Origin of the sequence: Candidatus Bandiella numerosa (genome assembly GCF_029981845.1) — a bacterium.
Taxonomy (GTDB): Bacteria; Pseudomonadota; Alphaproteobacteria; order Rickettsiales; family Midichloriaceae; genus Aquirickettsia; species Aquirickettsia numerosa.
This window is the reverse complement of sequence record NZ_CP104165.1, coordinates 76,085-98,355: the sequence shown is the minus strand read 5'-3', so window position 1 is coordinate 98,355 and position 22,271 is coordinate 76,085. Positions and strand designations below refer to the sequence as shown.

The 22,271-nt window shown below is 29.1% G+C and carries 23 protein-coding genes and 2 pseudogenes; 7 read left to right on the top strand and 18 right to left on the bottom strand.

The genetic code is table 11. The features are described from left to right. The 3 genes from N3Z17_RS07355 to N3Z17_RS07345 are packed head-to-tail and all read right to left on the bottom strand — an operon-like array spanning position 1 to position 2,618. Positions 1-2,013 carry a hypothetical protein gene (locus N3Z17_RS07355; RefSeq protein ID WP_282472680.1) on the bottom strand — a complete coding sequence of 671 codons (2,013 nt, stop codon included), beginning with the start codon at positions 2,011-2,013 and terminating at the stop codon, positions 1-3. 53 nt (positions 2,014-2,066) lie between these two features. Then, complete coding sequence (locus N3Z17_RS07350; protein ID WP_282472679.1) at positions 2,067-2,393, bottom strand: hypothetical protein; 327 nt, start codon at positions 2,391-2,393, stop codon at positions 2,067-2,069. Between the two features lie 9 nt (positions 2,394-2,402). Beyond that, on the bottom strand, positions 2,403-2,618 hold the full coding sequence (locus N3Z17_RS07345; protein ID WP_282472678.1) for a hypothetical protein: 216 nt from the start codon (positions 2,616-2,618) through the stop codon (positions 2,403-2,405). 144 nt (positions 2,619-2,762) lie between these two features. On the opposite strand from N3Z17_RS07345, the gene N3Z17_RS07340 reads away from it, so the two are divergent. Continuing rightward, the gene (locus N3Z17_RS07340) at positions 2,763-3,236 is read left to right on the top strand and encodes a helix-turn-helix domain-containing protein (RefSeq protein ID WP_282472677.1); all 474 of its coding nucleotides are present in this window, start codon (positions 2,763-2,765) and stop codon (positions 3,234-3,236) included. On the opposite strand, the gene N3Z17_RS07335 is transcribed toward N3Z17_RS07340, so the two are convergent. Further along, entirely contained in the window at positions 3,233-5,728 is a 2,496-nt protein-coding gene (locus N3Z17_RS07335) for a sodium:solute symporter family transporter (protein WP_282472676.1), read from the bottom strand. The genes N3Z17_RS07340 and N3Z17_RS07335 overlap by 4 nt on opposite strands. Before the next feature lie 57 nt (positions 5,729-5,785). Between N3Z17_RS07335 and N3Z17_RS07330 the strand changes: the two genes are divergently transcribed. Beyond that, entirely contained in the window at positions 5,786-6,091 is a 306-nt protein-coding gene (locus N3Z17_RS07330) for a hypothetical protein (RefSeq protein WP_282472675.1), read from the top strand. Beyond that, positions 6,076-7,269 carry a carboxypeptidase M32 gene (locus N3Z17_RS07325; RefSeq protein WP_282472674.1) on the top strand — a complete coding sequence of 398 codons (1,194 nt, stop codon included), beginning with the start codon at positions 6,076-6,078 and terminating at the stop codon, positions 7,267-7,269. The genes N3Z17_RS07330 and N3Z17_RS07325 overlap by 16 nt, the downstream gene beginning before the upstream one ends. A gap of 133 nt (positions 7,270-7,402) precedes the next feature. Here the strand turns inward: N3Z17_RS07325 and N3Z17_RS07320 are convergent, their stop codons facing one another. Next, the gene (locus tag N3Z17_RS07320) at positions 7,403-8,734 is read right to left on the bottom strand and encodes a hypothetical protein (protein WP_282472673.1); all 1,332 of its coding nucleotides are present in this window, start codon (positions 8,732-8,734) and stop codon (positions 7,403-7,405) included. Positions 8,735-9,030: 296 nt separating this feature from the next. Between N3Z17_RS07320 and N3Z17_RS07315 the strand changes: the two genes are divergently transcribed. The 4 genes from N3Z17_RS07315 to N3Z17_RS07605 all read left to right on the top strand — a co-directional run bounded on the left by N3Z17_RS07315 (position 9,031) and on the right by N3Z17_RS07605 (position 13,198). Next, the gene (locus tag N3Z17_RS07315; RefSeq protein WP_282472672.1) at positions 9,031-10,014 is read left to right on the top strand and encodes a ParA family protein; all 984 of its coding nucleotides are present in this window, start codon (positions 9,031-9,033) and stop codon (positions 10,012-10,014) included. Beyond that, a complete protein-coding gene (locus N3Z17_RS07310) occupies positions 10,004-10,846 on the top strand; it encodes a ParB/RepB/Spo0J family partition protein (RefSeq protein WP_282472671.1) in 843 nt (280 codons plus the stop codon). The genes N3Z17_RS07315 and N3Z17_RS07310 overlap by 11 nt, the downstream gene beginning before the upstream one ends. A 531-nt stretch (positions 10,847-11,377) precedes the next feature. Further along, positions 11,378-12,607 (top strand): RecQ family ATP-dependent DNA helicase, encoded by a 1,230-nt coding sequence (locus N3Z17_RS07305; RefSeq protein WP_345799039.1) that lies wholly within the window; start codon positions 11,378-11,380, stop codon positions 12,605-12,607. 6 nt (positions 12,608-12,613) lie between these two features. Continuing rightward, positions 12,614-13,198, top strand: a complete 585-nt coding sequence (locus N3Z17_RS07605; protein WP_345799043.1) for an RQC domain-containing protein — start codon at positions 12,614-12,616, stop codon at positions 13,196-13,198. 53 nt (positions 13,199-13,251) lie between these two features. Here N3Z17_RS07605 and N3Z17_RS07300 read toward each other — a convergent pair whose 3' ends face one another. The 13 genes and pseudogenes from N3Z17_RS07300 to N3Z17_RS07240 form a co-directional block, all read right to left on the bottom strand. Next, entirely contained in the window at positions 13,252-13,560 is a 309-nt protein-coding gene (locus N3Z17_RS07300; RefSeq protein WP_282472670.1) for a type II toxin-antitoxin system RelE family toxin, read from the bottom strand. Then, complete coding sequence (locus tag N3Z17_RS07295) at positions 13,538-13,786, bottom strand: type II toxin-antitoxin system Phd/YefM family antitoxin (protein WP_282472669.1); 249 nt, start codon at positions 13,784-13,786, stop codon at positions 13,538-13,540. Before N3Z17_RS07295 ends, N3Z17_RS07300 begins: the two co-directional genes overlap by 23 nt. Positions 13,787-14,165: 379 nt before the next feature. Then, positions 14,166-14,402, bottom strand: coding sequence for an IS3 family transposase (locus N3Z17_RS07290; RefSeq protein ID WP_282472668.1), 237 nt, complete (start codon positions 14,400-14,402; stop codon positions 14,166-14,168). Positions 14,403-14,516: 114 nt separating this feature from the next. After that, positions 14,517-14,798 (bottom strand): annotated as a pseudogene (locus tag N3Z17_RS07285) (IS3 family transposase); the annotation flags it as partial. A 162-nt stretch (positions 14,799-14,960) separates the two neighbouring features. Continuing rightward, positions 14,961-16,862, bottom strand: a complete 1,902-nt coding sequence (locus N3Z17_RS07280) for a hypothetical protein (RefSeq protein WP_282472666.1) — start codon at positions 16,860-16,862, stop codon at positions 14,961-14,963. 4 nt (positions 16,863-16,866) lie between these two features. Further along, positions 16,867-17,139, bottom strand: a complete 273-nt coding sequence (locus N3Z17_RS07275; RefSeq protein ID WP_282472665.1) for a hypothetical protein — start codon at positions 17,137-17,139, stop codon at positions 16,867-16,869. 18 nt (positions 17,140-17,157) lie between these two features. Beyond that, entirely contained in the window at positions 17,158-18,375 is a 1,218-nt protein-coding gene (locus N3Z17_RS07270; protein WP_282472664.1) for a patatin-like phospholipase family protein, read from the bottom strand. 72 nt (positions 18,376-18,447) lie between these two features. Beyond that, positions 18,448-18,738 (bottom strand): transposase, encoded by a 291-nt coding sequence (locus N3Z17_RS07265; protein WP_282472663.1) that lies wholly within the window; start codon positions 18,736-18,738, stop codon positions 18,448-18,450. 401 nt (positions 18,739-19,139) lie between these two features. Next, a pseudogene (locus N3Z17_RS07260) lies at positions 19,140-19,290 on the bottom strand (hypothetical protein); the annotation flags it as partial. A gap of 58 nt (positions 19,291-19,348) precedes the next feature. Further along, entirely contained in the window at positions 19,349-20,170 is an 822-nt protein-coding gene (xth, locus tag N3Z17_RS07255; protein WP_282472662.1) for an exodeoxyribonuclease III, read from the bottom strand. A 3-nt stretch (positions 20,171-20,173) separates the two neighbouring features. Further along, a complete protein-coding gene (locus tag N3Z17_RS07250; RefSeq protein WP_282472661.1) occupies positions 20,174-20,461 on the bottom strand; it encodes a M48 metallopeptidase family protein in 288 nt (95 codons plus the stop codon). A gap of 23 nt (positions 20,462-20,484) precedes the next feature. Continuing rightward, positions 20,485-20,685 carry an HU family DNA-binding protein gene (locus N3Z17_RS07245; protein WP_282472660.1) on the bottom strand — a complete coding sequence of 67 codons (201 nt, stop codon included), beginning with the start codon at positions 20,683-20,685 and terminating at the stop codon, positions 20,485-20,487. 253 nt (positions 20,686-20,938) lie between these two features. Beyond that, positions 20,939-22,102: an ATP-binding protein gene (locus tag N3Z17_RS07240; RefSeq protein ID WP_282472659.1), complete on the bottom strand. Its 1,164-nt coding sequence runs from the start codon at positions 22,100-22,102 to the stop codon at positions 20,939-20,941. Between the last annotated feature and the right edge of the window lie 169 nt (positions 22,103-22,271).

Here is a 22,271-nt window from a genome sequence, read left to right as displayed (position 1 = left end):
TCAAAATGGCAATACTCCAAATGCTTTTACTGCTGCACCAAATTCTTTCAATTTATAAAATGCGTCCTTAGATAAATCGTATCCAAAGCTTTGATATAATTTGCTAAGTTTCTTTAATTCCTCTAGCCTTATATTTGTAAAACTCTTGCCATACTCCCCCAGCAATTTATCCAGCTCCTCATATCTCTCCTCTTTAAACTCAAGCACCTCCTTATATCCTACTGCTTTAATTTTATTTTTTATTTCCACTAGCTTTTCTTTAAATGCAGCTTCTTTCCCTTCTATAGCCCATGACAACCATCCTTGCTTGCTTTCTGCTTCCTTGAGCCCTTCTTTATTTAATATGTAAACTAAAGCCTCTATTGCTCCCTTGCTAAGAGCTTTAAATTTAAATTCTAATGCCTCACTTATTGCTTTTATTTTATCTATATCAGACTTTTTAAGTTCAGATATCTCCTTCACCCCAGCAGCACTTGTAAGTAAAATTAACTTCTCTATTTCCTGATTGTCTATATCTATCAATCCTTTATACTCAAATCCTTTGATCGCTTCTTTTATTGCTTTAGTTAATTCTGGGGGGCTTGCTAATTCTTCTCCCTTCTTTATTCCTAAGCCTATCATTGTTGATACCAAATTTGTCGCTTCCGTCTCTGATAACTCAGCTATCTTTATTCCAAAATTATCTAGATATTCCTTGGTTTTTACATATTTAGCTTTATCCCCTGAATTCAAATCAAGATTTAGTATCCTAAATACTTCGTTTAAATCACCCGCCCTAAAATAATTCTCACCCTTTATATCATCTATTGATGTTGCAATAACATGCGCTATTTTTTTAAGCTCTATGACTTCCGCATCTACTATTTCTTCTATGCCAAATCCTGATAGTAGCTTCTCAGCTAACTCTATACCCTTAATATCTAAGTCCTTTACTTTTTTGCCAGTGAGCAATTCTAGCTTTTCTTTGATTTTTTTTAGTTCTTCAAAAGTTCCTTCGTCTACTTTGCCAATTTCTAGCTTTATTCCCTTGCCTTCTATCCATTCTAGTATCGCTTTTATTCCATAACTATCTTGATTAGCCTTCTCACTTCCATTTATTCCTAAAACTTCACTAATTCTTACTATTTTGCCAATTTCTAATTGATTGATATCTTCCAAATCTTTTTTTAGGTATTTTATTATCTCTAGCCTTGATTTTATCTCATTTATTCCACTTCCCACCTCAATATTAAGCTTTTTTATCTCTGATATTTTTCTCTTTAATACTAATTTGCTCACTTCTGGCAAATTCAGCTCAAATTCCTTGGCAATTATACTAAGACTCTCGATAGTATCACCTTTCCACTTCTCTATTTTTGATATCCCAAATTCATTAAATACTAAAAGTATTTTGCTTATTTCTTTTTCTATAAGCCATGAATTTTCCTTGTAATGCAACTCTTCTAGCAATTCTTGAAGTTGAGCTATGCTTTTAAGCTCCTCATATCCGCTACTAAAATTGACATTCAATTCTTTGATAAAATTACACAATAACTTTAATTCCTCTTCAGTTGTATTGCCTAACTTATTAATTGCATTGATTTCTAGTTTTCCTATTAATTCTATATCTCCCAGTTTTAACTCTTTTAGTTTCTTGCCAAATACTTCATATACTGCGCTTATTTTATATAATTCTTTCGCTGTGACGCAGCTAATATTCTGATAACGATGATTCTTTAAAATTAAATTAATTATCTCTATACTATCTAAAAACTCATCATCACTTTGCTCTTTTATATTTAGATTAAATTCCTTAAATAATTTAAATGCATTTTCTAATTCCTTCCAATCAACAACTTTGCTTGCTAAATTAAACTCACTTAACATCACATCTACTCTCTCTTCTATTGACTCACTAGCCTCATCTTCTACAGTAAGACCAAGCAATAAGATCGTATTTATAATCTTTTCTTCTGTATTATCTGCTGTTATTATAGATTTGATTTTTTCCTGAATTATTTCTATAGCTTTCATATTTTATTCCAATTAATATTTTGTTCTAATATTTATTCCTATTTTTCTACCCTTTATTCACCTTCTGCACATATGGTGATTTCTCCATAGCTGTCTAAATGCATATAATCCATTCCCTCACCCTCGCTTAACATTCCTCTTAATTTTACTCTTTTTCCAATACTCAGCTCTTCCTTATGCTCCTTGCAGTACTTTGATAATTTATCTCCACTGATCAAAATTTCGCAATCTATCCCGCTATCTTCTCTTATATGCATCCAGCTAAGTCCTATTACTTCATTCTTCTGATTAATTCCTATATGTGGCTCCTCTATGATTATCCCACTTACTATGGCGTTTTCTTGGTGCTTTTTCATATCTTTTTGTGTTTGAATTCTCATGTTTACCTCCTAATTTAATTGATTGTTTCTTTTATTATTTACTAGATATACTTTATTCTTCCCCCATAATGGCATATGCATTTCTTTCCACGATATTAGGCTATTACATACCCATCCATCCTCTCTATACTTATAGCCGGTGATTTCTCCTCTCACTAGCTGATCTATGCGGTCTAACATTATCGCTTCCGCATCTCTTAAATATTTTAATCCTTCTGTTAGCATTTAACTTATTCCTTTAGTTTATAAAATTTAGATTTCTTGATTTAACTTTATTAAAATGGTATTCATTGGGTATATAAAAACAATAACGATACAATAGTATCTTATAGATATAATATTATCCAAGTCAAGTAATTAATTTATACAATGGAAAAAAATAAGTTTACGTATAATGGAGCACTATTTAGAGAAAATATTCTTAAAAACATGGGTTTGCAAAATCATAAACATTTAAACAAGGCTCAATTCGCTGAAAAAGCTGGGTTGCAACATGATGTAATTAAGAAGGTTACCACTGGAGGTATTGAGAATCCTGGGATAAAAACCGTAGCTGCTATCGCGCAGGCGATAGGATGTAGTATTGATACTCTTATAGGATACGCGCCAAAAGATAATAATTTTAATAATAAGCTTGTGTCTGCAGAATTGCCTTTAAACAGGCCTTTATTTGACGCTATTCTAATACATATTTATATATACTTAGAAAAAAATAATATATCTGCTAATTTAAGGCAGTTACTCCATTGCATAGACAGTATATATGATTATTCCGCAAGAAGAGAAGCTAACTCTCCAGATATTAATTTTACAAATTGGGTGTTAGATAGTACGTTCTCTTAATGAAAAATTTCCTTATGATATAGTTTCTTTGATTCAACTACTTTTATTTTAAATAATATTATATTTTTTTCTACTGAAAAGCCTAATTTATCAACAATATTTTTTATTTCCACAATACTAAGATAATCAGTATTATTATTATTTTTAACGCTATATTTTTCTAAATCCTCTATTTGAAACTTAAGACCTACCAATTCAAATTTAAATATTATGCTGTTTAATTCACTCTCGCATCTAGCATTTACTTTATTTGGTCTTATTGTAACAATAAAATTCCCGATACTAAATAACAAAACATATATTATTCTATAGTTTACATTTGTTATTATCTTATTATCTAATTCTTTTATCATGTTTTCTAGGCCATATTTAATATTAATACTATGTAATCTATAAGATAAATAAGTATCTAAATCTTCATATATACATTTCATGTCTATTTCCTCTCCTTGCTCTTCTTTACACACATAATCTGCAATATTCCTTATCTCTTTATACTTTTTATCCACATCATTATAGTTTTGAAATAAATGAAACTTTATATTATAAAAATCTACAATATTTTCTAATTCTGCCTTATTTTTTTCCTTTAGTTTTACCTCCATATCATTCATTGCCACTTTAATACTATCATCTTTGGGCTTAATGATAAAATATGCCAATGCCGTAATATAAATTAGCATGTAAGCTAGCAAGCTTAATTTTGAAATTAATAAATTTAAATCAAATCTATTAAGTGATAGTAAAATTAAAAGTGCAATTATACAGGCAGTCAATAAATTTATTAATATCTTTTCCCATTTGTAAAATATTAATAATAATATTAACGTCGTTGGAAAAAGAAATATAAATAATATAAAGTTATTTTTACTAAAATATAAATACATTGAAAACATAGGGAAACAATACCAGAATGTCATTGAGTGAACTATATTTTTGTACTTTGTCTTTTCTCCATATATAATTTCAAACGATATTAAAAATATATTCACTATTACAACAGATATCTCGATAATTGGGAATTGGCCAAGTGATAAATCTGAAAAAAATACTGACACACTTATGGGTAAAATACTGTAACCTAATTTTTTAATAGGTAATTTAAAAATTTTTTCTTCTTCTTTTAAAATTAAATATTTTATTTTATTTAAAAAATTTGAAATATTATTTTTAGACAGCAATAGATAAATTGTTGTGCTAACACCCATGCTAATTAAAAATATCCCATCTTCCATCCTAGGGAAAATTAAGTATATTAAAAGATACGTTCCTACTCCTGATAAAGAACTATACCAAAATATCTTTGGTGATTTTTGACTAGAAAATAGCCCAAAAAAGAATGGCACAGCTACTGCCGATGTATACAATTGTCCAAAGAACAATAATATACCCAATATACTTTTTGCTTTATATGCCAATATAATGGCCACTATACCAGTTATTAACGAGACTAATTTCGCTAAAAAAACACTTCTTCTTTTTTCGCTGATTATATCATTGACAATAATAACTGCTGAGGTGTTTAAAAGTGAATCTGCAGTCGATACAATAACTGCTATCAAAGCAACTCCAAATATAGAATACAATATCTCATTACTAAGAAAGCTTTTCACAACAACAAACATAGCTTCATTACTATCAATACCGGGATGCTTTATTAGGGCTATTGATGATATAATTAATACCATTATAATAACTAATATACTGATTAACGCTAATAAAAAAATTGCAGATCTATTTTTTTTAGTATCTCTGCCTATCAACATTCTATGAATAAGGTCTGGTGCATCATCTGGTATTAGATTTTGCACTGTTAATGCAAAAATACTAAACATGCTAATATCTTTTATAAAGCTCTCATTTGGTAATGATAAGAGTAATCCATGTAAAGTACCTGAGTTTTCCTTTAGTAAGCTAACTGTAATTAATGGTAATATTATTATGAATATAAATAATTGAAGTATGTCTGTTTTTATTACTCCAGTTACTCCTTTTATAGAGCTATATATTATTATTATTATTACTGCAACTATTGGCCCCACCTCACTTTCATATCCAAATATATTAAAAAATAAAACAGAAAGTGCTTTTACTTGCATAGTAAACGCACCAAGTAAAAAAATATAAGCTATAATACCTATATATTCTCTTACATACCTACCATACATAGAACCCATAACCTGTGGCAAGGAAAAATGACCATAATATTTTTCAAGCTGCGGAATAATATAGATAGCTATAAAAATATAGCTTATTGGCCACGCTAAAGATAATATGATAAAAATTATACCCACTTTATATACCATTGCTACAGACCCTATTGTACTGCCACCACCTACTATACTTGCAACTACTGTTGCAGATAATGCTAACTTAGTGCATGTACGAACTCCTAATGCATAATCTTTAAACTTTTTTAGCTTGTCTTTTATGCATACTCCTACAATGAGAAAGATTACTAGAGCTCCATATATTATTATTTCTTTAATCATTTTTTTGTTTTTTATTGTAATGAATAAATAATCTCTTATTATTAGCCTATATCAATTATGCGTTACAAAATATTGAAACAGTATTTGAGATTAGAGCAAATATTTAGAGAAATATCAATTTTAGAATCTAATATTGCGATATTAGATTGGGATAAGGAAGTATACATGCCTGTAAAAGCAATAGGAGAGAGAGGTGAGCAAATATCCTTAGTATCTAAAATAATACACGAAAAACTTTCTTCCAAATATACAAAATCACTCTGCAATGATGTTGATATTAAAGAATTAAATAATTGGCAATTACAAAATTTCAGATTAATTCAAAAAAAATTAAGATTAATTCTGCCATGCCTTCTCAATTAATTACTGACTTAGCTATTTGCAGCACTAAAACCGCTATTATTTGGAGAAAAGCCAAAAAAGAAAATAACTTCAACTTAGTAAAGAGTGAGTTAAAAATTTTATTACAGCATATTAGAGATTTTGCTAAAATAAAGGCAGATATTATTGGCACTAAGCCTTATGAAGCATTAATAGATGAATACGAACCAGATTTAAAAGTTGAATTTATTGACGAATTGATGAATTCTGTTCAAAACTTTACTACTCCTATTATTCAAAATATAACACTCAAGACGCCAACTTCAATAATATCTGAATATCCTATTGATGAACAAAAAAGACTTATAAATTTTATTTTAACAGATTTAGGATTTGATTTTGGTAATGGAAGGATAGATAGCAGTTCTCATCCTTTTTGTGGAGGTAGCTCTTCTGATATAAGACTTACTACTAATTATAACTATCATGACTTTACTCAATCTTTATATGGAGCAATACATGAAGCTGGGCATGCAAATTATAACAGAAACTTACCAAAAAAATGGCAATATCAACCAATAGGCAGAAGCCTTAGTTCTGGTATTCATGAAAGTCAATCCCTTATTTACGAAAATCAGGTGGCCAGAAATTTTAGCTTTATAAAATTTTTATTCCCTTATTTGAAAAAGTTGTTTGGTTATAAAATTTCTTTTGATGATAAATTTTTATACAATCATATTAATTTTATACAGCCGTCATTAATTAGAGTAGATGCCGACGAGATCACATATCATACTCATGTATTAATAAGGTATAAAATTGAAAAATCTCTTATTAATAACGAAATTGAAGTGGGTGAAGTACCAGAAATTTGGAACAAGAGTTATAAAGATATGTTAGGCATTACACCAAAAAATGATACAGAAGGTTGTTTGCAAGATATACATTGGTTTTCCGGCTCTTTCGGATATTTTCCTACTTATACAATTGGAGCATTAATTGCTGCACAAATTATGCATCATGCCAATATTAATATACAAAATTTAGACAAAAAAATAGAGATGGGTCAATTTACAGAATTTAATGAATTTTTAAATAAAACAATTCATAACAACGGCTCCTTATTCCCTAATGCTAATTCTTTAATAAATTATAGTTTAAAAGAACAAATTGATGTAAAATACTTCAAAGAATACATAAATAAAAAATACAGCTTTTAATTTTTACAAAGGAATGGAAGCAATAATATAATTCATTTGTATCATCATGTTTTGGCGTGCTAATTGGTTTATGGGGATCATTAAAAGCATTTATCTAGTAATAAATTCGATCATAATATTTTATTATTGGATTTTAATTTAGCCATGCACAATTTAACATTTTGCTATGCAGTAAGTTTTGACTGATTTCTAAACTCTCTATTTGCTTTTCTTTTTCTCTCAATTCCTCTAAAGTTCCTAGATATCCTTTATTTTCTGCTAATAACTTTATTTTCTCTCTCAACTTTGCTCTACCTTCCATTTTTGTTAATCCAAAATATTTCTTCATTATATAGCTTTTATACAGACTTTCTCTAAGTACTTCATATTCATTTGTTCTAAATATACTGTGATATGATATGTGCCTTATAGCTTTTAATATGCCATATTTATCCTCATTATTTTCATATTTATAGGTTTTTATATATTGCTCAAATTCTTTTCTTTCTGTTATTTCATCTATTTTGAGTTTTATATATTCTGATATCTTTTTATCCATTTTATTTACTACTTCCTCTTTCTTCTCTTCTATATTTTTTGTTATATTATTTATATCTAGCTCTCTATCCCCTACTCCGTATTCTCCATTCATTATCTTTTCTATTGTATCATCCTTTATTAACCAGCTAAATACTGCCTTAAAGTTATTTTTTGTTTTCTTTTCTCCCATTAGGAATTGGCTACTATTTACTTTGCATGCATATTCCCTCCAATTATTTAGATCTCCGCTAAATGCTGTTTTATAAAGAATTAATAATACTTCTTGGTTCTTTTTATTACTATAAGCTTTAATTGGACTGATTGAGTACTCAAATACTTTGTTCCATATATACACCATTTTATTTATTATTTCTTTTTCATTAGGTTTTATAGAATTTTCTTCTATTTTTTCCTTTAAAACATTTTCTAATTCTATCTCATTTTTTTTATAAGAAGATTTATTTGTATAGTTATTTCTTTTGTTAATTAAGATTGGTTCTTTTTGAACTATTCGATTGGTTCTTTTTTTATTAAAATTAAATAATGAATTTAACTTAAAATAATCAATCGAATACCACTTTGTATGGTTCCATTTTTTAGCATTAATTTTTTTAGATATAATTAATCCTTCTTTTTCTAAAGAATAAACAATTCTTTTTAAAGTAGATAGAGACCAATCAAATTGTGCAGCCCAAGATTTTATGGTATTGTACACCCACTTATTATCTTTATTTTCTAAATTTCTACCACATTTATTTAGCCAGTAATTTAGTTTAAATATAAAAAGTGCCTTTTTATATCCAATTGTTCCTTCTAATGTAAAAAATGAAAAAGTAAAATTATTTTGAAGTTGGGATTTTGGATAGTTAAAAGGCCAATGTCCTGTACTTTTATAAAAATTATCATCTAAATTATCTATATCAAGATAATTGCTTAATAACTGCATATTTGTCTCCTTTTTAGGTTAAAGAAGCACAATAAACTCTTGCAAAATACACATAATATGTGTACACTTAGTGCATCAGAATAAGGCGGAGTATTTAATTATGCTTCGCTTTTTTTATATTTATTATTTCTTTTTCATTTAATATAAATTCAGTGCTATTACTATAACAATTAACACGAATTAATTTTATTGCAACAAAAAAGTAATTTCTTCTAATTTTTTTATGCAAGTAATAATTTTACATTTATTCAAATAAAGTGTATGGTCTGAATTAATAGTGATAAGTTATAAAAATAATGAAACAAAATATTTTTTTTTCTCAAAGTATGATAGCTTTGATTTCAGATATAACCCAATCAACAATTAGTAGATACATATCTAATAATCATATTGAACATGTAAGTGGCACTGAAAAAAGAAAAAAATATTCTTTTGAAAATGTTAGAAATATAATGAAGGCTTTATATTCAGATGAGATGATAGTAAAAAAGCAAATACAAGTTTTTTTTAATTTTAAGGGAGGGACTGGTAAAACAAGTCTTTGTTATCAAACTTCAATATTATTTTCATTATTAGGTTTTAAAGTATTAGTATTAGATTGTGATCCTCAGGGACATTTATCATATTCTTTCGGATTTAGTGAAGAAGAAGATAAAATGACTTTGTATGACGTTATAGTGAATAAGGTAGGTATAGAGGAAACTATAAAACCTGTTTACCCTGGTTTAGATATTATTCCTGCTAACATATCTTTAACAAGATTAGAATTGCCAATTAACCAAATGCCTAACCGAGAAAAAGTGCTATCAAAAATACTAGAGGGGGTGAGGCAAAAATATGACTTTATTTTCATTGATACAAATCCTACAATAAGTACGGTTAATAGAAATGCTACGTTAGTTGCTGATGTGCTCAATGTTGTATGTGAAACACAATACTACAGTTTGAAGGGTTTAGAAATATTAATGAGTGAAATAGATGATTTTTCAGATGCAATGGAAAAGAAAATTAACTATGTTATTATTCCCAATAAATATGAATCTAAAACTGCAACATCTCAGGAGGTGCTTGGAACATTAAGAAAAAAATATGGGAGTTATGTAATGGAGTCAATTATTAGGAAATGTGAAGATATTAATATTTCTGCTAAGAAAAAATTACCCGTAATTGGATTTTGTAATAAAAGATCGATAGCAGTTGAGGATGTGTTAGATTTGACAAAAGAAATGCTAAAAAAATCTACAATAAACAAACAAGGAGTAATTTTAGATGAAAATTGATAAAGCAAAGGTAAGGTATTTAGAAGAGGATGATAATTCTCAGAATAAAATAGCTAATAAAAATTCCAGAGTTAGCACTTATACAGAAGATTTTAAGGGAGAATATTATAATTTAAAATTAGATAAATTAATTCCATTCAAAAATCAAGCAAGGGTATATTTTGATCAAGAAAGCCTTGAGTCATTAGCCCAAACAATAAAAGAGCATGGTATACGCCAACCGCTTACAGTCATACCATCTGATGAAAAGGGTGGGTATTATGAAATTGTGAGTGGTGAAAGAAGATTTAGAGCAGCTAAATTATTAGGTTTATTAACTGTTCCATGTATCATAATACATGATAAAAAGAGAGCTGAAGAAATATCGATTATAGAGAATATCCAAAGAAAAGACTTGCATCCGATAGAGTTAATGAAAGCCTATTCTAATTTACTAAATAATAATATATGTAGTTCTTATAGTGAGATAGCAAAAAAGGTAGGAGTATCAAAATCTTCTGTTGTAGAAGTTATGAACTTAAGAAATTTAGCGGAAGAAATAAGAATTTCATTAGTTGAAAATGAAATAAAGGCAAGAGATTTTTTAAGAGAATTATGTCATGCAGAAGTAGGAAAAAGAAGAAAATTAATTGAAGAGTATCTGGCAGTCAAAAATAAAAAGAAGATAATAAAGCCAAAAAGGTCAATTAAAACCAAATCAAAAATACTTGATATGTATATTAACGACAATCAGGTAGAGGTAGCGATAAATAAAATTGAACAATTGACGGAAAAGCAAAAAGATGAATGTAGTAAATTGCTTCAGGATATTTTAGATGAATTAAAATTATAAAAGCGGTCGCAACTGCGACCGCTTAGATACATAGAGAACTGTAAATCTCTATTAAGTAAAGAATATTTTTGATACTGTTAATTCCCCTATTTTTGCATGCAGTTGTTTTATTTGATACTTCAAATATTTCATGCTTGCAAGAAAATGTACTGTTCATATTATCTAATGCTTACTTCTTCCATTTGCTAATCATATTCGCATTAACTCCATACTTGGTTGATAGATCGCTCAACGTCCCTTCCTCCCTAATTGCTGATAGTGCTACTTTCGTTTTGAATACTGAACTGTATTTTTCTTTTTACTCATTTTTTACTATAATATTTTATTTATTTTTATATCAGAATTCATCCTTTCCTTCCTGTCCAGTTTTTTAGGATCACCTCTCATCATGCCCAGCGCATATTTTAATACCATAATTACAGATGCGAGAGAGGAAGTTAAAATCACAATTAGAAACAAACAAATTCTCAATAAGTTAAATTTGTGCAATAACAGGAATAAGTCGTTCAGTATATTATAGATCAGTAGCCAATGAATAAATCTCCTTTATATGTATTAAAGCATGTTTTTGGATATGACAAATTTAGAGGAGAGCAAGAAGCAATAATTAACAATGTGATAAATGGTGAAAATACTTTTGTACTAATGCCGACAGGTGGTGGAAAGTCATTATGTTATCAAATACCAGCCTTAGTATTAGCAGGTTTAGCAATTGTAATCTCACCACTAATAGCATTAATGCAAGATCAAGTAAGTGCCCTCAGATTATCAGGTGTAAAAGTAGCAACTATAAATTCAAATATTAGCAGAAAAGAAGTATGGCAAATAAAAGATGCTATGAAAAATAATAAGTTAGATTTACTTTATGTTGCACCAGAAAGATTATTGATGGATGAATTCTTAGAACTACTATCTTCAGTACCAATTTCATTATTTGCAATAGATGAGGCACACTGTGTCTCTCAATGGGGACATGACTTTAGACCAGAGTATATAGAATTAGGTAAATTAGCAGATAAATTTCCAAAAGTGCCACGTATAGCATTAACAGCAACGGCAGATACCCCTACAAGAAAAGATATAATACAAAAATTGCGACTAGAAAATGGCAAAACATTTGTAGCAGGCTTTGATCGTCCAAACATCAATTATTCTATAACAATAGCCCAAAATCCTAAAAAGCAGCTTTTGGAATTTATTAAAAAAAATCACAATAAGGAGACTGGAATAGTGTATTGTTTATCTCGTAAAAAAACTGAAGAGATAACAGATTATCTAAAGCAAGAAGGGTTAAATGTTTTGATGTATCATGCAGGGATGGAATCAGATGAAAGAACAAGAAATCTCAAAAGATTCCTTGAGGAAGAAAATATAATAATGGTTGCAACAGTAGCATTTGGAATGGGAATAGACAAACCAGATGTAAGATTTGTGGTGCATATCAACATACCAAAAAATATAGAAAGTTATTATCAAGAAACTGGTAGGGCTGGTAGAGATGGATTGCCGTCAGATGCTGTAATGTATTATGGTTTGGGAGATATAGCAATACAGAGAAGTTTTATAGAAAATTCTAACGCACCAGAAAATCAAAAGAGGATAGAGCGACAAAAATTAAATTATTTATTAGGTTTATGTGAAGCTACATCATGTAGAAGACAGATATTGCTAGAATATTTTGGAGATAGGTGTGAGCCATGCAATAATTGTGACACATGTATCAATAAGCCAGAAACTTTTGATGGTACAATTATAGCTTAGAAAGCAATCTCTTGCGTTTATAGAACTAATCAAATGTTTGGGGTAATGTATCTTATAGATGTATTGATGGGAGTGGATAATCAAAGAATAAAAAACTTCTGCCATGATAAAATTAGTGTATATGCGATAGGCAAGGAATTCAGTAAACAAGAGTGGCTAAATATTTTTAGGCAATTAGTTTCTAGAAATTTACTTATGGTTGATATGATAGGACATGGAGCACTTAAAATAACTGATCGTGGCATGCAGTTTTTAAAAGAAAAAGAAACTATAGAATTAGGAAAATATACTAAGAGAGCTAAAATAAAAAATAAAGCAGAAAATAAGCAAGAAACCCAAGATCAAATAAAATTACTAAAAATAGAAACGCAGAAAGAAAAAGATTTATTAATGTTGTTAAAATCAAAACGATTAGAAATAGCAAAAGCGCAAAATGTTCCGCCATATTTAGTATTTCATGATAAGACATTGGTAGAAATGGTAAAAGTAAAGCCCGGATCAATTGATGAAATGTCAGAAATAACAGGTATTGGTGAGGCTAAGATTAAACGCTACGGTCAGGTCTTTTTGGATATATTATTGTCTATTTAGTAAATATTAATTAAATTTAATAACGATCAATGATAAAACTAACCAAATGATCATCACCAAATTGACTTTTCATAATTATTTAACTTTTTTCTGTTAAATATTTTATATATTTCATCATCATTCCTTTTGCCAGCGACTGTAATGTATAGAACTGAGCCATTTTCAATTCTGAAAATTAGTCTATATTCACCGATATCCTCACGATAATAAATGTGCTCAGTTTGTGATACAATTTTTTTAATATCAGTATGTTTGGGATTTTTTGCTAAAGAAAATATTTCTTTAACAACCTGTTTGAATTGTTTAGAATCTAGAGTAGAAAAAAATTTATCAGCTTGCTTACTGAGGTTGATTAAAAGCATGTTTTAACTTTATCATAGTTTTTTCTACACCAATATAGCCATCTTTTCCAGCAATAGTGGCTTCATTAAGCCAATACGAATCTTCAATTTTTTGTAATCTATTATATTCTTTTTTACTTAATAGTACAGCTTCATGATTATGCCGTTTAATAAAAACAGGTTTATGCATAGCTTCGGTGAGATATTCACCTAAGTGATTCTTAAATTCAGTACTATTAATACTCATAGTTAATTTTATTATATATTGTGTGCTTTAGTTAAAATAACTGTATTAGCTAAAAAAGTTAATATAATTAAACTAGTCGAATAAGTAGTATCTTGCCATTAAACCAATGTCTTAAAAACACAGGTTATTGAAGTTTTAAAATTATTAGTTAAATTTTTAATAATTATTTAAAAATAGAATATTAAAAATAGTGCCAATCAGTATAGAAGAAAAATATTTTAAAATATTGAAGTGAACTGTCATGCGCCAAGTTAAATAACCCACCCCTCCGCCAAGCAAAGTACTCCACTTAAGCTAACACTTTTCTAGAAGCCCAATCCATTATTGCTACCAAATACATAAAGCCTCTGTTCATAGGGATATAAGTGATATCACTGTATCAGACTTCGTTAGCTTTGTTGATGATTTTATCTCTTAATAAATAGGGATATATTTTATGCTGACTATTCTTTGTACTAGTATTGGGTTTTTGATAGATAGCACTTATCCCCATTATTTTCATCAGCCTTCTTATCTTGTGTCTAGAAGCAGATTCACCCTCTCTTTTTAAATGTAAACTCATTTGCCTAGAGCCGCAAAATAGATACTTTAAATAAATCTCATCTATCTTTTTCATTAGTCTCTAAGTTCTCAGAACTTTCACCTTTAGGATTGTAATAACAGCTTGACCTGGCCACACGCAGCAACTGACATTGCTTTGATATACTCAATTTGTCTTAATTGCTCTTTATCATCTCACGCCTACATTCCTTCCTAGTTTTTCGTACACATCTTGCAAAAAATCTTTTTCTACTGTTAGTTCCCCTATTTTTGCATGCAGTTGTTTTATTTGGTGTTCATTTGTTATTGCTGACCTTTCACATTTATCAGAAAATGCACTGTTCATATTATCTAATACTTGCTTCTTCCATTTGCCAATCATATTCGCATTGACTCCATACCTAGCTGATAGCTCGCTCAACGCTCCTTCCTCCCTAATTGCTGATAGCGCTACTTTCGTTTTGAATACTGGGCTGTATTTTTCTTTTTACTCCGATATTTTATTTATTTTTATATTAGAATTTATCCTTTCCTTCCTGTCCAGTTTTTTAGGACCACCTCTTTCTGAAAAAGTTGCTTAATTTTTACTAAATGCCATGCCATAGGAGGTTATGCAACAACGCGTATTTTGAATCTAATACATATCACTTTCAAACTCGATAAATTCTTGTGTTGCAAAATTTAATTCAAGCACGTCCTTAATGCTCTTTTGTATCTCTTCTTGTTGTCCAAAAATCAGATCATTAATTTTACTGAATAACTGCTCAGAAAAAGTTTTATCTTTTTCTATAAATATATCAAATTTATATGCGTAATCTGCAGTAGTTACTTTATTGGCTTCTGGTACTACATATTTTACCCAGTATTCTAATAATGGTTTATAAATTTGCTTAGGTATTTTATTTTCCCTATTATCTAAATACACTTCCGTAAATCTTGGTAACAACTCTGTGTCCCAATCTAATGGATTCCTTTTTACATAGTCAAAAATTCTACTAAGAAACATTGAGTATTCATTATTTAAAGTTTGCTCTGCACAAAAATTATTCAGTAATTTTTTCATCTCGTCTTTAATTTTTGAATACAGGATTACAATATTTTCACTTTGCTCTTTATTAACTCCTAACCTAGCTACAACAATATCAAGAAAATTTGCCAATTTTTTATCTCTGATATTTTTTTCAATACTTATTAGTTGTGCTAAAGTAAATTGTCCACCAATTTTGTTAATGAATTCATCTAATGTTTTAGTGTCTAATAAAGTATTAAGTAACCAACCACTTGATATATATTTATCTAATGTAATAGTAAGTATATTTGCTTTGCTATTCTTATTATAGCAATACTCATTTATATTAAGTTGTATATTATTTGCCAGTATATTTTCTAATTCTGTGGCATTATCTATTTCATCTTTTTTTATACCCAACTTTGTACAAATATTTTTTAAAAATATAGTTTTTGCTTTTTTATAAGCTTCATAAGCCATACTAGTTCCACCTATTTCATGTTTTGGATATGGTTTACTATTATTTTGGTATATTACGTATAAAAAAGCATGTGTTAATTCATGTATTAATTTAGGTAAAAAATAATCATCTTTTGGATCTCCACCATAAATTTTATAATATTGATTTAATGGCATACAGAATGGAGACTCTATACTTTTAGATGGTATTGCAATGTGAGGGAAATGTATGGCTAGCATAACACCAAATAGAGGTTTAGTTACCTCATTATAATTAATATTTATAATCTTTTTTAGAACATTGCATTCTGAATGAATTAGCATATTAATTTCGTCAAGTACGTTACTAGATCTATAAAAAGTGCCACAAAACATTGAATTTACTAGCGCTTGCGCTCCATCATACACTTTATCATCTATAAAATTTTTCTTTCTAAGAAAACTTAGGTGGTTTATATATTCAAAATAACCAAGAGATGTATGTATATCCATTATATATTTAATATCAAATTTAATACCATTCTTTATAAGCTCAGTAGCAATTGCTAAACTTCCATGTTGATATGCAGATCTAATATAATAGTTCAGAATTTGAGTAGCATTAATAGCATTTTTATAGACAATTAAAGTTTGTTGGAAAGCATTTAAATCCTTGAATATTATCATTGATAATAATCTTTCTTGTATATTTTTAAAACTTTTTTCATAAAAAGTTATTGTATCATCTCCCCATAAATACTTTATTCCTTCTAAATGCGCTAGCCTAGCTGCAATATCAATTTTTTCTTCAAAGTTATTGAAATTATCATATAGTTTATATGGAGTTTTATTTAGCTCGGGCACAGTATAATTAAAATATGTTGCAAATAGTGCTATATCACCTAAATCTGCAATAGCTACAGGAGTAGCTATCTGTTTTAGAATTTTGTTATGATAATACAATTCTCCCATTTGTTCGCAAACATACCTAATCTTCCACATAAATAAAAAATCTAAGGAACTTGCCTCTAATTTAGCCAATAAATCATCACAACACTTTTTTGTCTGGCAAAAATATGTAATTGACAATTAATTACTCACCCTCATTAAATATTGATGCTAAAGCCTCTTTTACTTCTGAACTGAGTTCAGTATGATTATTTTTATCTTCTATTTCTTCATATAACTTATCCAGCTTTGCTTTTTCTTCTGGGTTTATATAAGAAGCTTCTTCTTTTAATTTTTTAGCTAAGATATCTGTTTCATAAATAGCTGCTTCCTCAGCTCTTTTCATCATATTAACTTCATTGTGCAATTGTTCTGCCATTTTTCTTTTTGTAATCTCTGGTATATATTTGTCGTCCATGTTTTACCTCATATTAAATTAATATATAAGTTCATAGGAATAATTTGGGGTACTTTCTGTAACTAATTCATCACATGAATTATCCTCAAGCATACACTTTACATACCCTTCAATAATTTTACTATGCTCAACTATATAATCATCTGCAGCACGACTTAGACTTTTTATATGCACAGGGCTTGATTTATCCATTGGCATTAAGTTTTGTTCCAGTTTTGGATCTAATCGTAATGCTTTATATACGTAACGTGCTTGCACTATGCTATCTCTTTCAGCTGCTTGCATAACCTTGGTTATTAATGAACCTGTAAATATATAACCAAATATACTTTCTTGAAAAGATGTAGGTGGTACAAATGGTTCTGTACCTTTGAAATATCCAGTACCTATTGATAAAATTGTTATTCCTTCTTTCTCAATTCTTGAAATAATATTAATAGAGGCATATTTTTTTAGAACCGCTAATCCCAAATTTACAGGTGAATTAGCAAAAATACCTCCATCAACATCATAATATATTTCCTCTCTACCACCTTCTATTGTAATGTTTGTCACTTTATGTGGGAAAAAAGTTGGCGCTGCACTCGTAGCTCCTAAAGCATCTTTAATTAATAAATTATCTTTTATTGTTTTTTCTGCTTTAAATGTAGACCAAACTCTCGGGTTATCTTGTTCAAGAGAAAATGAAACAGTTGTAAATGGTATAATTGTATCACTGAATCTTAACTCCCCAAAATTTTCATCAAGTAATTTATCTATTCCATCTCTACTATATTTAGGTGCAAAAAAACCATCCAATACGTTAACATTTTTATAAGTAGCTGAAAAAACTGATGCAGCTATCAAACCAGCAACACCTACAGTAGATACCATACCTAAACCTAAGAATTTCAATGCTATAACCGTAGCACTAACAGTAGCTATACCAGTCAAGGTTGTTGATAGAATAATTTGTTGATGATAGTTTGCGTCTTCGGGAAAAATTTCAGTCGCTCTACTTTGAAGTAAATTTAAAATCTCATCTGGTGTAAATTTCGGCTCTAATTTATTTTCTGAAACAGTGAGTCCAGCACCTATTATACCTCCAATTGAAGTACCAATAACATAGTCACATAAATCAGTTATTTTACCTTCTTTACCTTCATTTTTAGCAATATTTAGCATCTCCTTTATTATGGTAGCTGGGATGATACCTCTAACCCCTCCGCCACTAATTGAGCAAACTCTATATACCATATTCTTTTACCAAAATACATTTACTCTCATCAGGGTACATGAAAAATGCAAAAATTACAATATTTTTTCCCATTATGTGCAAGCAACTGTATTTAAAAAAGAAAAATCGATAGCATATAATTGTTGTTTAAGAATAGTATTTAAGATGATGATAAATTTGCGAATACAGGCAGTTATAGTAACCTTGGCTTTTTTGCCATTATGACGTAATCGTTTGTAAAAAGATTTTATTTTAGCATTGGATCTTATAACAGAAATTACAGCCATATAAAGAGCGGAGCGGACTATTTTTCTTCCCCCATATATAGAACGGCAACCTTTTTTTCCACTATCTTCTTTAATAGGTGCAACGCCTATTGGCACAACCTGCAGGAACGTGCTTTTTCGGCAATGCAACTCTGTAAGTACGAATTTTCCTTGTGTTAAGTTAAATAATTTTCATTTACTACATCTTTGGTAAATTTTGAAACCTAGATTTAATCAGAGTTAGTATAGTTTTTTAATTTTTTAAATCTAATCTAATTTATCGTATAAGAGTAGTGTTTCTTTTGGTCTTACAGAACTTTTTATAAAAATTGTTGCTACAAAAGAGTTCTGAGAAGTGCTGGTGTCACCACTCTTTGTACTAAATCTGTTTAAAATTGTAGGGGTATTTATTGCTTTACATACCAAAAAATCTTAGTTTATCAATCGCTTTTTAATAGCTCTCAATCCCCTTTTATAAATCTTAATGCCGGAAAAACACGTTCCTGCAGGTTGGGCCGAATTGTTTGACCTTTAACATTAAGTGCTGCAACTCCTGTAGGTGCCAATACTGCGTATTTTTTTAGTGTTTTGACAAAAGTAAGATAGCAATATTGATTTTCCAGCTCCAGCTTTACCTGTTATAAAGAGATTTTTATTCTCACTCTCCATCTTTTCAATTGCTTCTTTAAAATCAGTATTAATTTCTATCTTTTTTAAATCCAGAACTTTATAAATTTATATCTATTGATACTGGAACATGATCAGATGGTAAATCATGATTACGAGTAGTTTTTATTATGTTTGCTCTCATTACTTTTTCATCTAAATTACTACTCGTCCATATATGATCTAACCTTCTCCCTCTATCAGATTTAATCCAATCTCTTGCTCTATAGCTCCACCAACTATATAGCTTTTCTGATTCAGGAGTAAACTTTCTCACAGAATCTTTAAAGCCAATTGATTCATATAATTTTTGTAGTTTCTCAACTTCCATTGGGGTATGTGATACAATATTTAATAATTGCTTATGTGACCACACGTCATTTTCTAGTGGTGCAACATTTAAATCACCTACTATTATAACTCTATCAGCTCTTGATCTATTATTCTTAAACCAAGCGCTAAGGTTATCAATAAATTCTAATTTTTCTTTAAATTTTATATTTTTATTAACATCAGGTATATCACCGCCTGCTGGAATGTAAAAATTATGTAATTCTACGTTACCTTTTATTTTTACGGCTAAATGCCTAGCGTTTTTTATAAAACTTATTTTAGGAACAATCTCTAAATCCTTCTTTGCAATAATAGCTACTCCATTATAACCTGTATTTTCTCCCTCATGATGTATAAAACTATATCCAAAATCTCTAAAAAACTGAAAAGGAAATAATTCATTTCTGACCTTAGTTTCTTGTAGCATAAGAATATCTGGAGTAAATTCTTTTAAAAATTTATCAATAGAATTGAGCCTTTTTCTAACAGAGTTAATATTCCAAGTTGTAATATTAATTTTATTACTATTTTTTGTCTTTGGATTAGACATGATCTATGCTTTAGGCAAATATTGATACAAGCTTGTTCCATACTTTCTAAGCCACACTATAGATGCTTGATAATTAGGATCAATTTTTCTAACTATACTCCAAAATTTAGCACTATGATTCATTTCCTTTAAGTGACTCATTTCATGAGCTACCACATAGCTTATAGTTTTTTTCTTGTTACAATCTGCTACATTCCCTTCTTTTTTAAGTTCAGATCTTAAACTGTTGTAACGTTTTTGCAGTGATTCTTTCGACTCTTCTATATGTGACAGCCTTATCCCAAGTTCCATATTTCAACAATCAAAGTGTTTGATTATTTTTTGCTCGCAGCTTTTATTTTTCTTGCTTTGCTAATTGTGGTTTTAAATGTTCCAAATCCCACAAACACAAGACTATCTTCTGTAGCAATTGCATCTCCAATTGTCTCAAATATTATCTTTAAACTCTTATCCGCATTGATTGCAGATGTATCAATTTTTTGCGCAAGTAGCTTAATAAATTCTGTTTTGTTCATTTTGGTCTCCTCGTAATTAGTTTTATATTATTTTAATAATTTAATTTCATAATTTAACGATAACATCATTTAGTTGCTTTTTCATCTTAAAATATTATAGGTATAATAATGCTGGGTCATGTATAACAAAGTTACTCTTTCAAGCTCTTTTAGATGGATTAAACTTATTTATAATTTAAGTTATTAATAAAAAATATGTTATGCTCCTTCCCCTGAGAAATTATAAATTCTTTTAAATTATCTACGCAATTAATTATATCCATATTTTTTGACTTCTACTCAAATATTCATTAAAGCCTACCACTTGAATATTTTTATCCAAAGAATAACTAATTTCACCAGGGTATATTATCGTAAGCTCATCTAAGCTTAATTCTAGCATTGCAATCCTCATTGACGGAGATATTTTAGGAGCATCATTATACTTAAACTCAAAACCTATTTTTTTTCCATTTTGTGTGACTAATAAGTCTAATTCTGCTTTATTGTGAGTTGCCCAAAAATAACAATCATATTGATCAACTTGAAGTAAATTTACTATTTGTTCAAGCGCAAACCCCTCCCAAGAAGCTCCAATCTTAGGAGATATTAATAATGTTTCATCATTTTGGATTCCGAGTAAATAATGAAATATACCACTATCTCGAATGTATATCTTGGGTGATTTCACTTGCCTTTTTTTAATATTCTCAAACCATGGCTGAAGAACTCTAATCATAAAAGTTGAAGCGAGTATATCAAGGTAATTTACTACAGTTGCTCTAGAAATTTGTAAGCTATTGGATATTTCTGAAGCATTAAATATTTGTCCATGATAATTAGCAAGCATCATCCAGAACCTTCTTAATTGCCTTGTGTTGATACTGCCAAGCATAGTTGGAATATCTTGTTCTAAATAAGTTCTTACATACTCTCTTCTCCAAGTGTAACTGAGGTCATCACTTATTGCTAGATAGCTTTTAGGAAATCCTCCTCTTAACCATAACTTTTGATCTGCCTTTATAGCTAGTTCAAAAGCCTGAAAAGGAGTGATTTCAATATAACCTATTCGACCTGCTAAAGTTTCGGAGGATTGATTAATTAATTCTCTTGATGCGCTACCAAGTAATAAAAAAAGTTTATTGGGATATTCATCATGAATATATCTAAGTACTTGAAATAAATTAGGCTTTCTTTGGATTTCATCAATAATAATTGTTCCCTCTAAATGTTCAAAAGCTAGTTTTGGATTATCTAAACGCTCAAGGTCAGAAGGGTTTTCTAGGTCAAAGTAATTACTACGTGTAAAATTATGAATAATTTTACAGTATTGTTTTGCAAGAGTAGTTTTACCTGATTGTCTCGGTCCAAGTAGTGCCACAATGCGATGTACCTGAAATTGTGAGGCAATATTATTAAGGAAAATAGGGCGATCCATAGTACTAATAAGAAAATTGATAAATAGATATTACAATTATCATTGTACAATGCAAAACTTATGATTTCAACCGTCATTTCAGCAAGTTCAGATATATCTATAAAAAAAGAAAAATAAATGGCGCATGACACCTTAGGCCAAAAACTAACAAAATTGACTCACCAAGTTG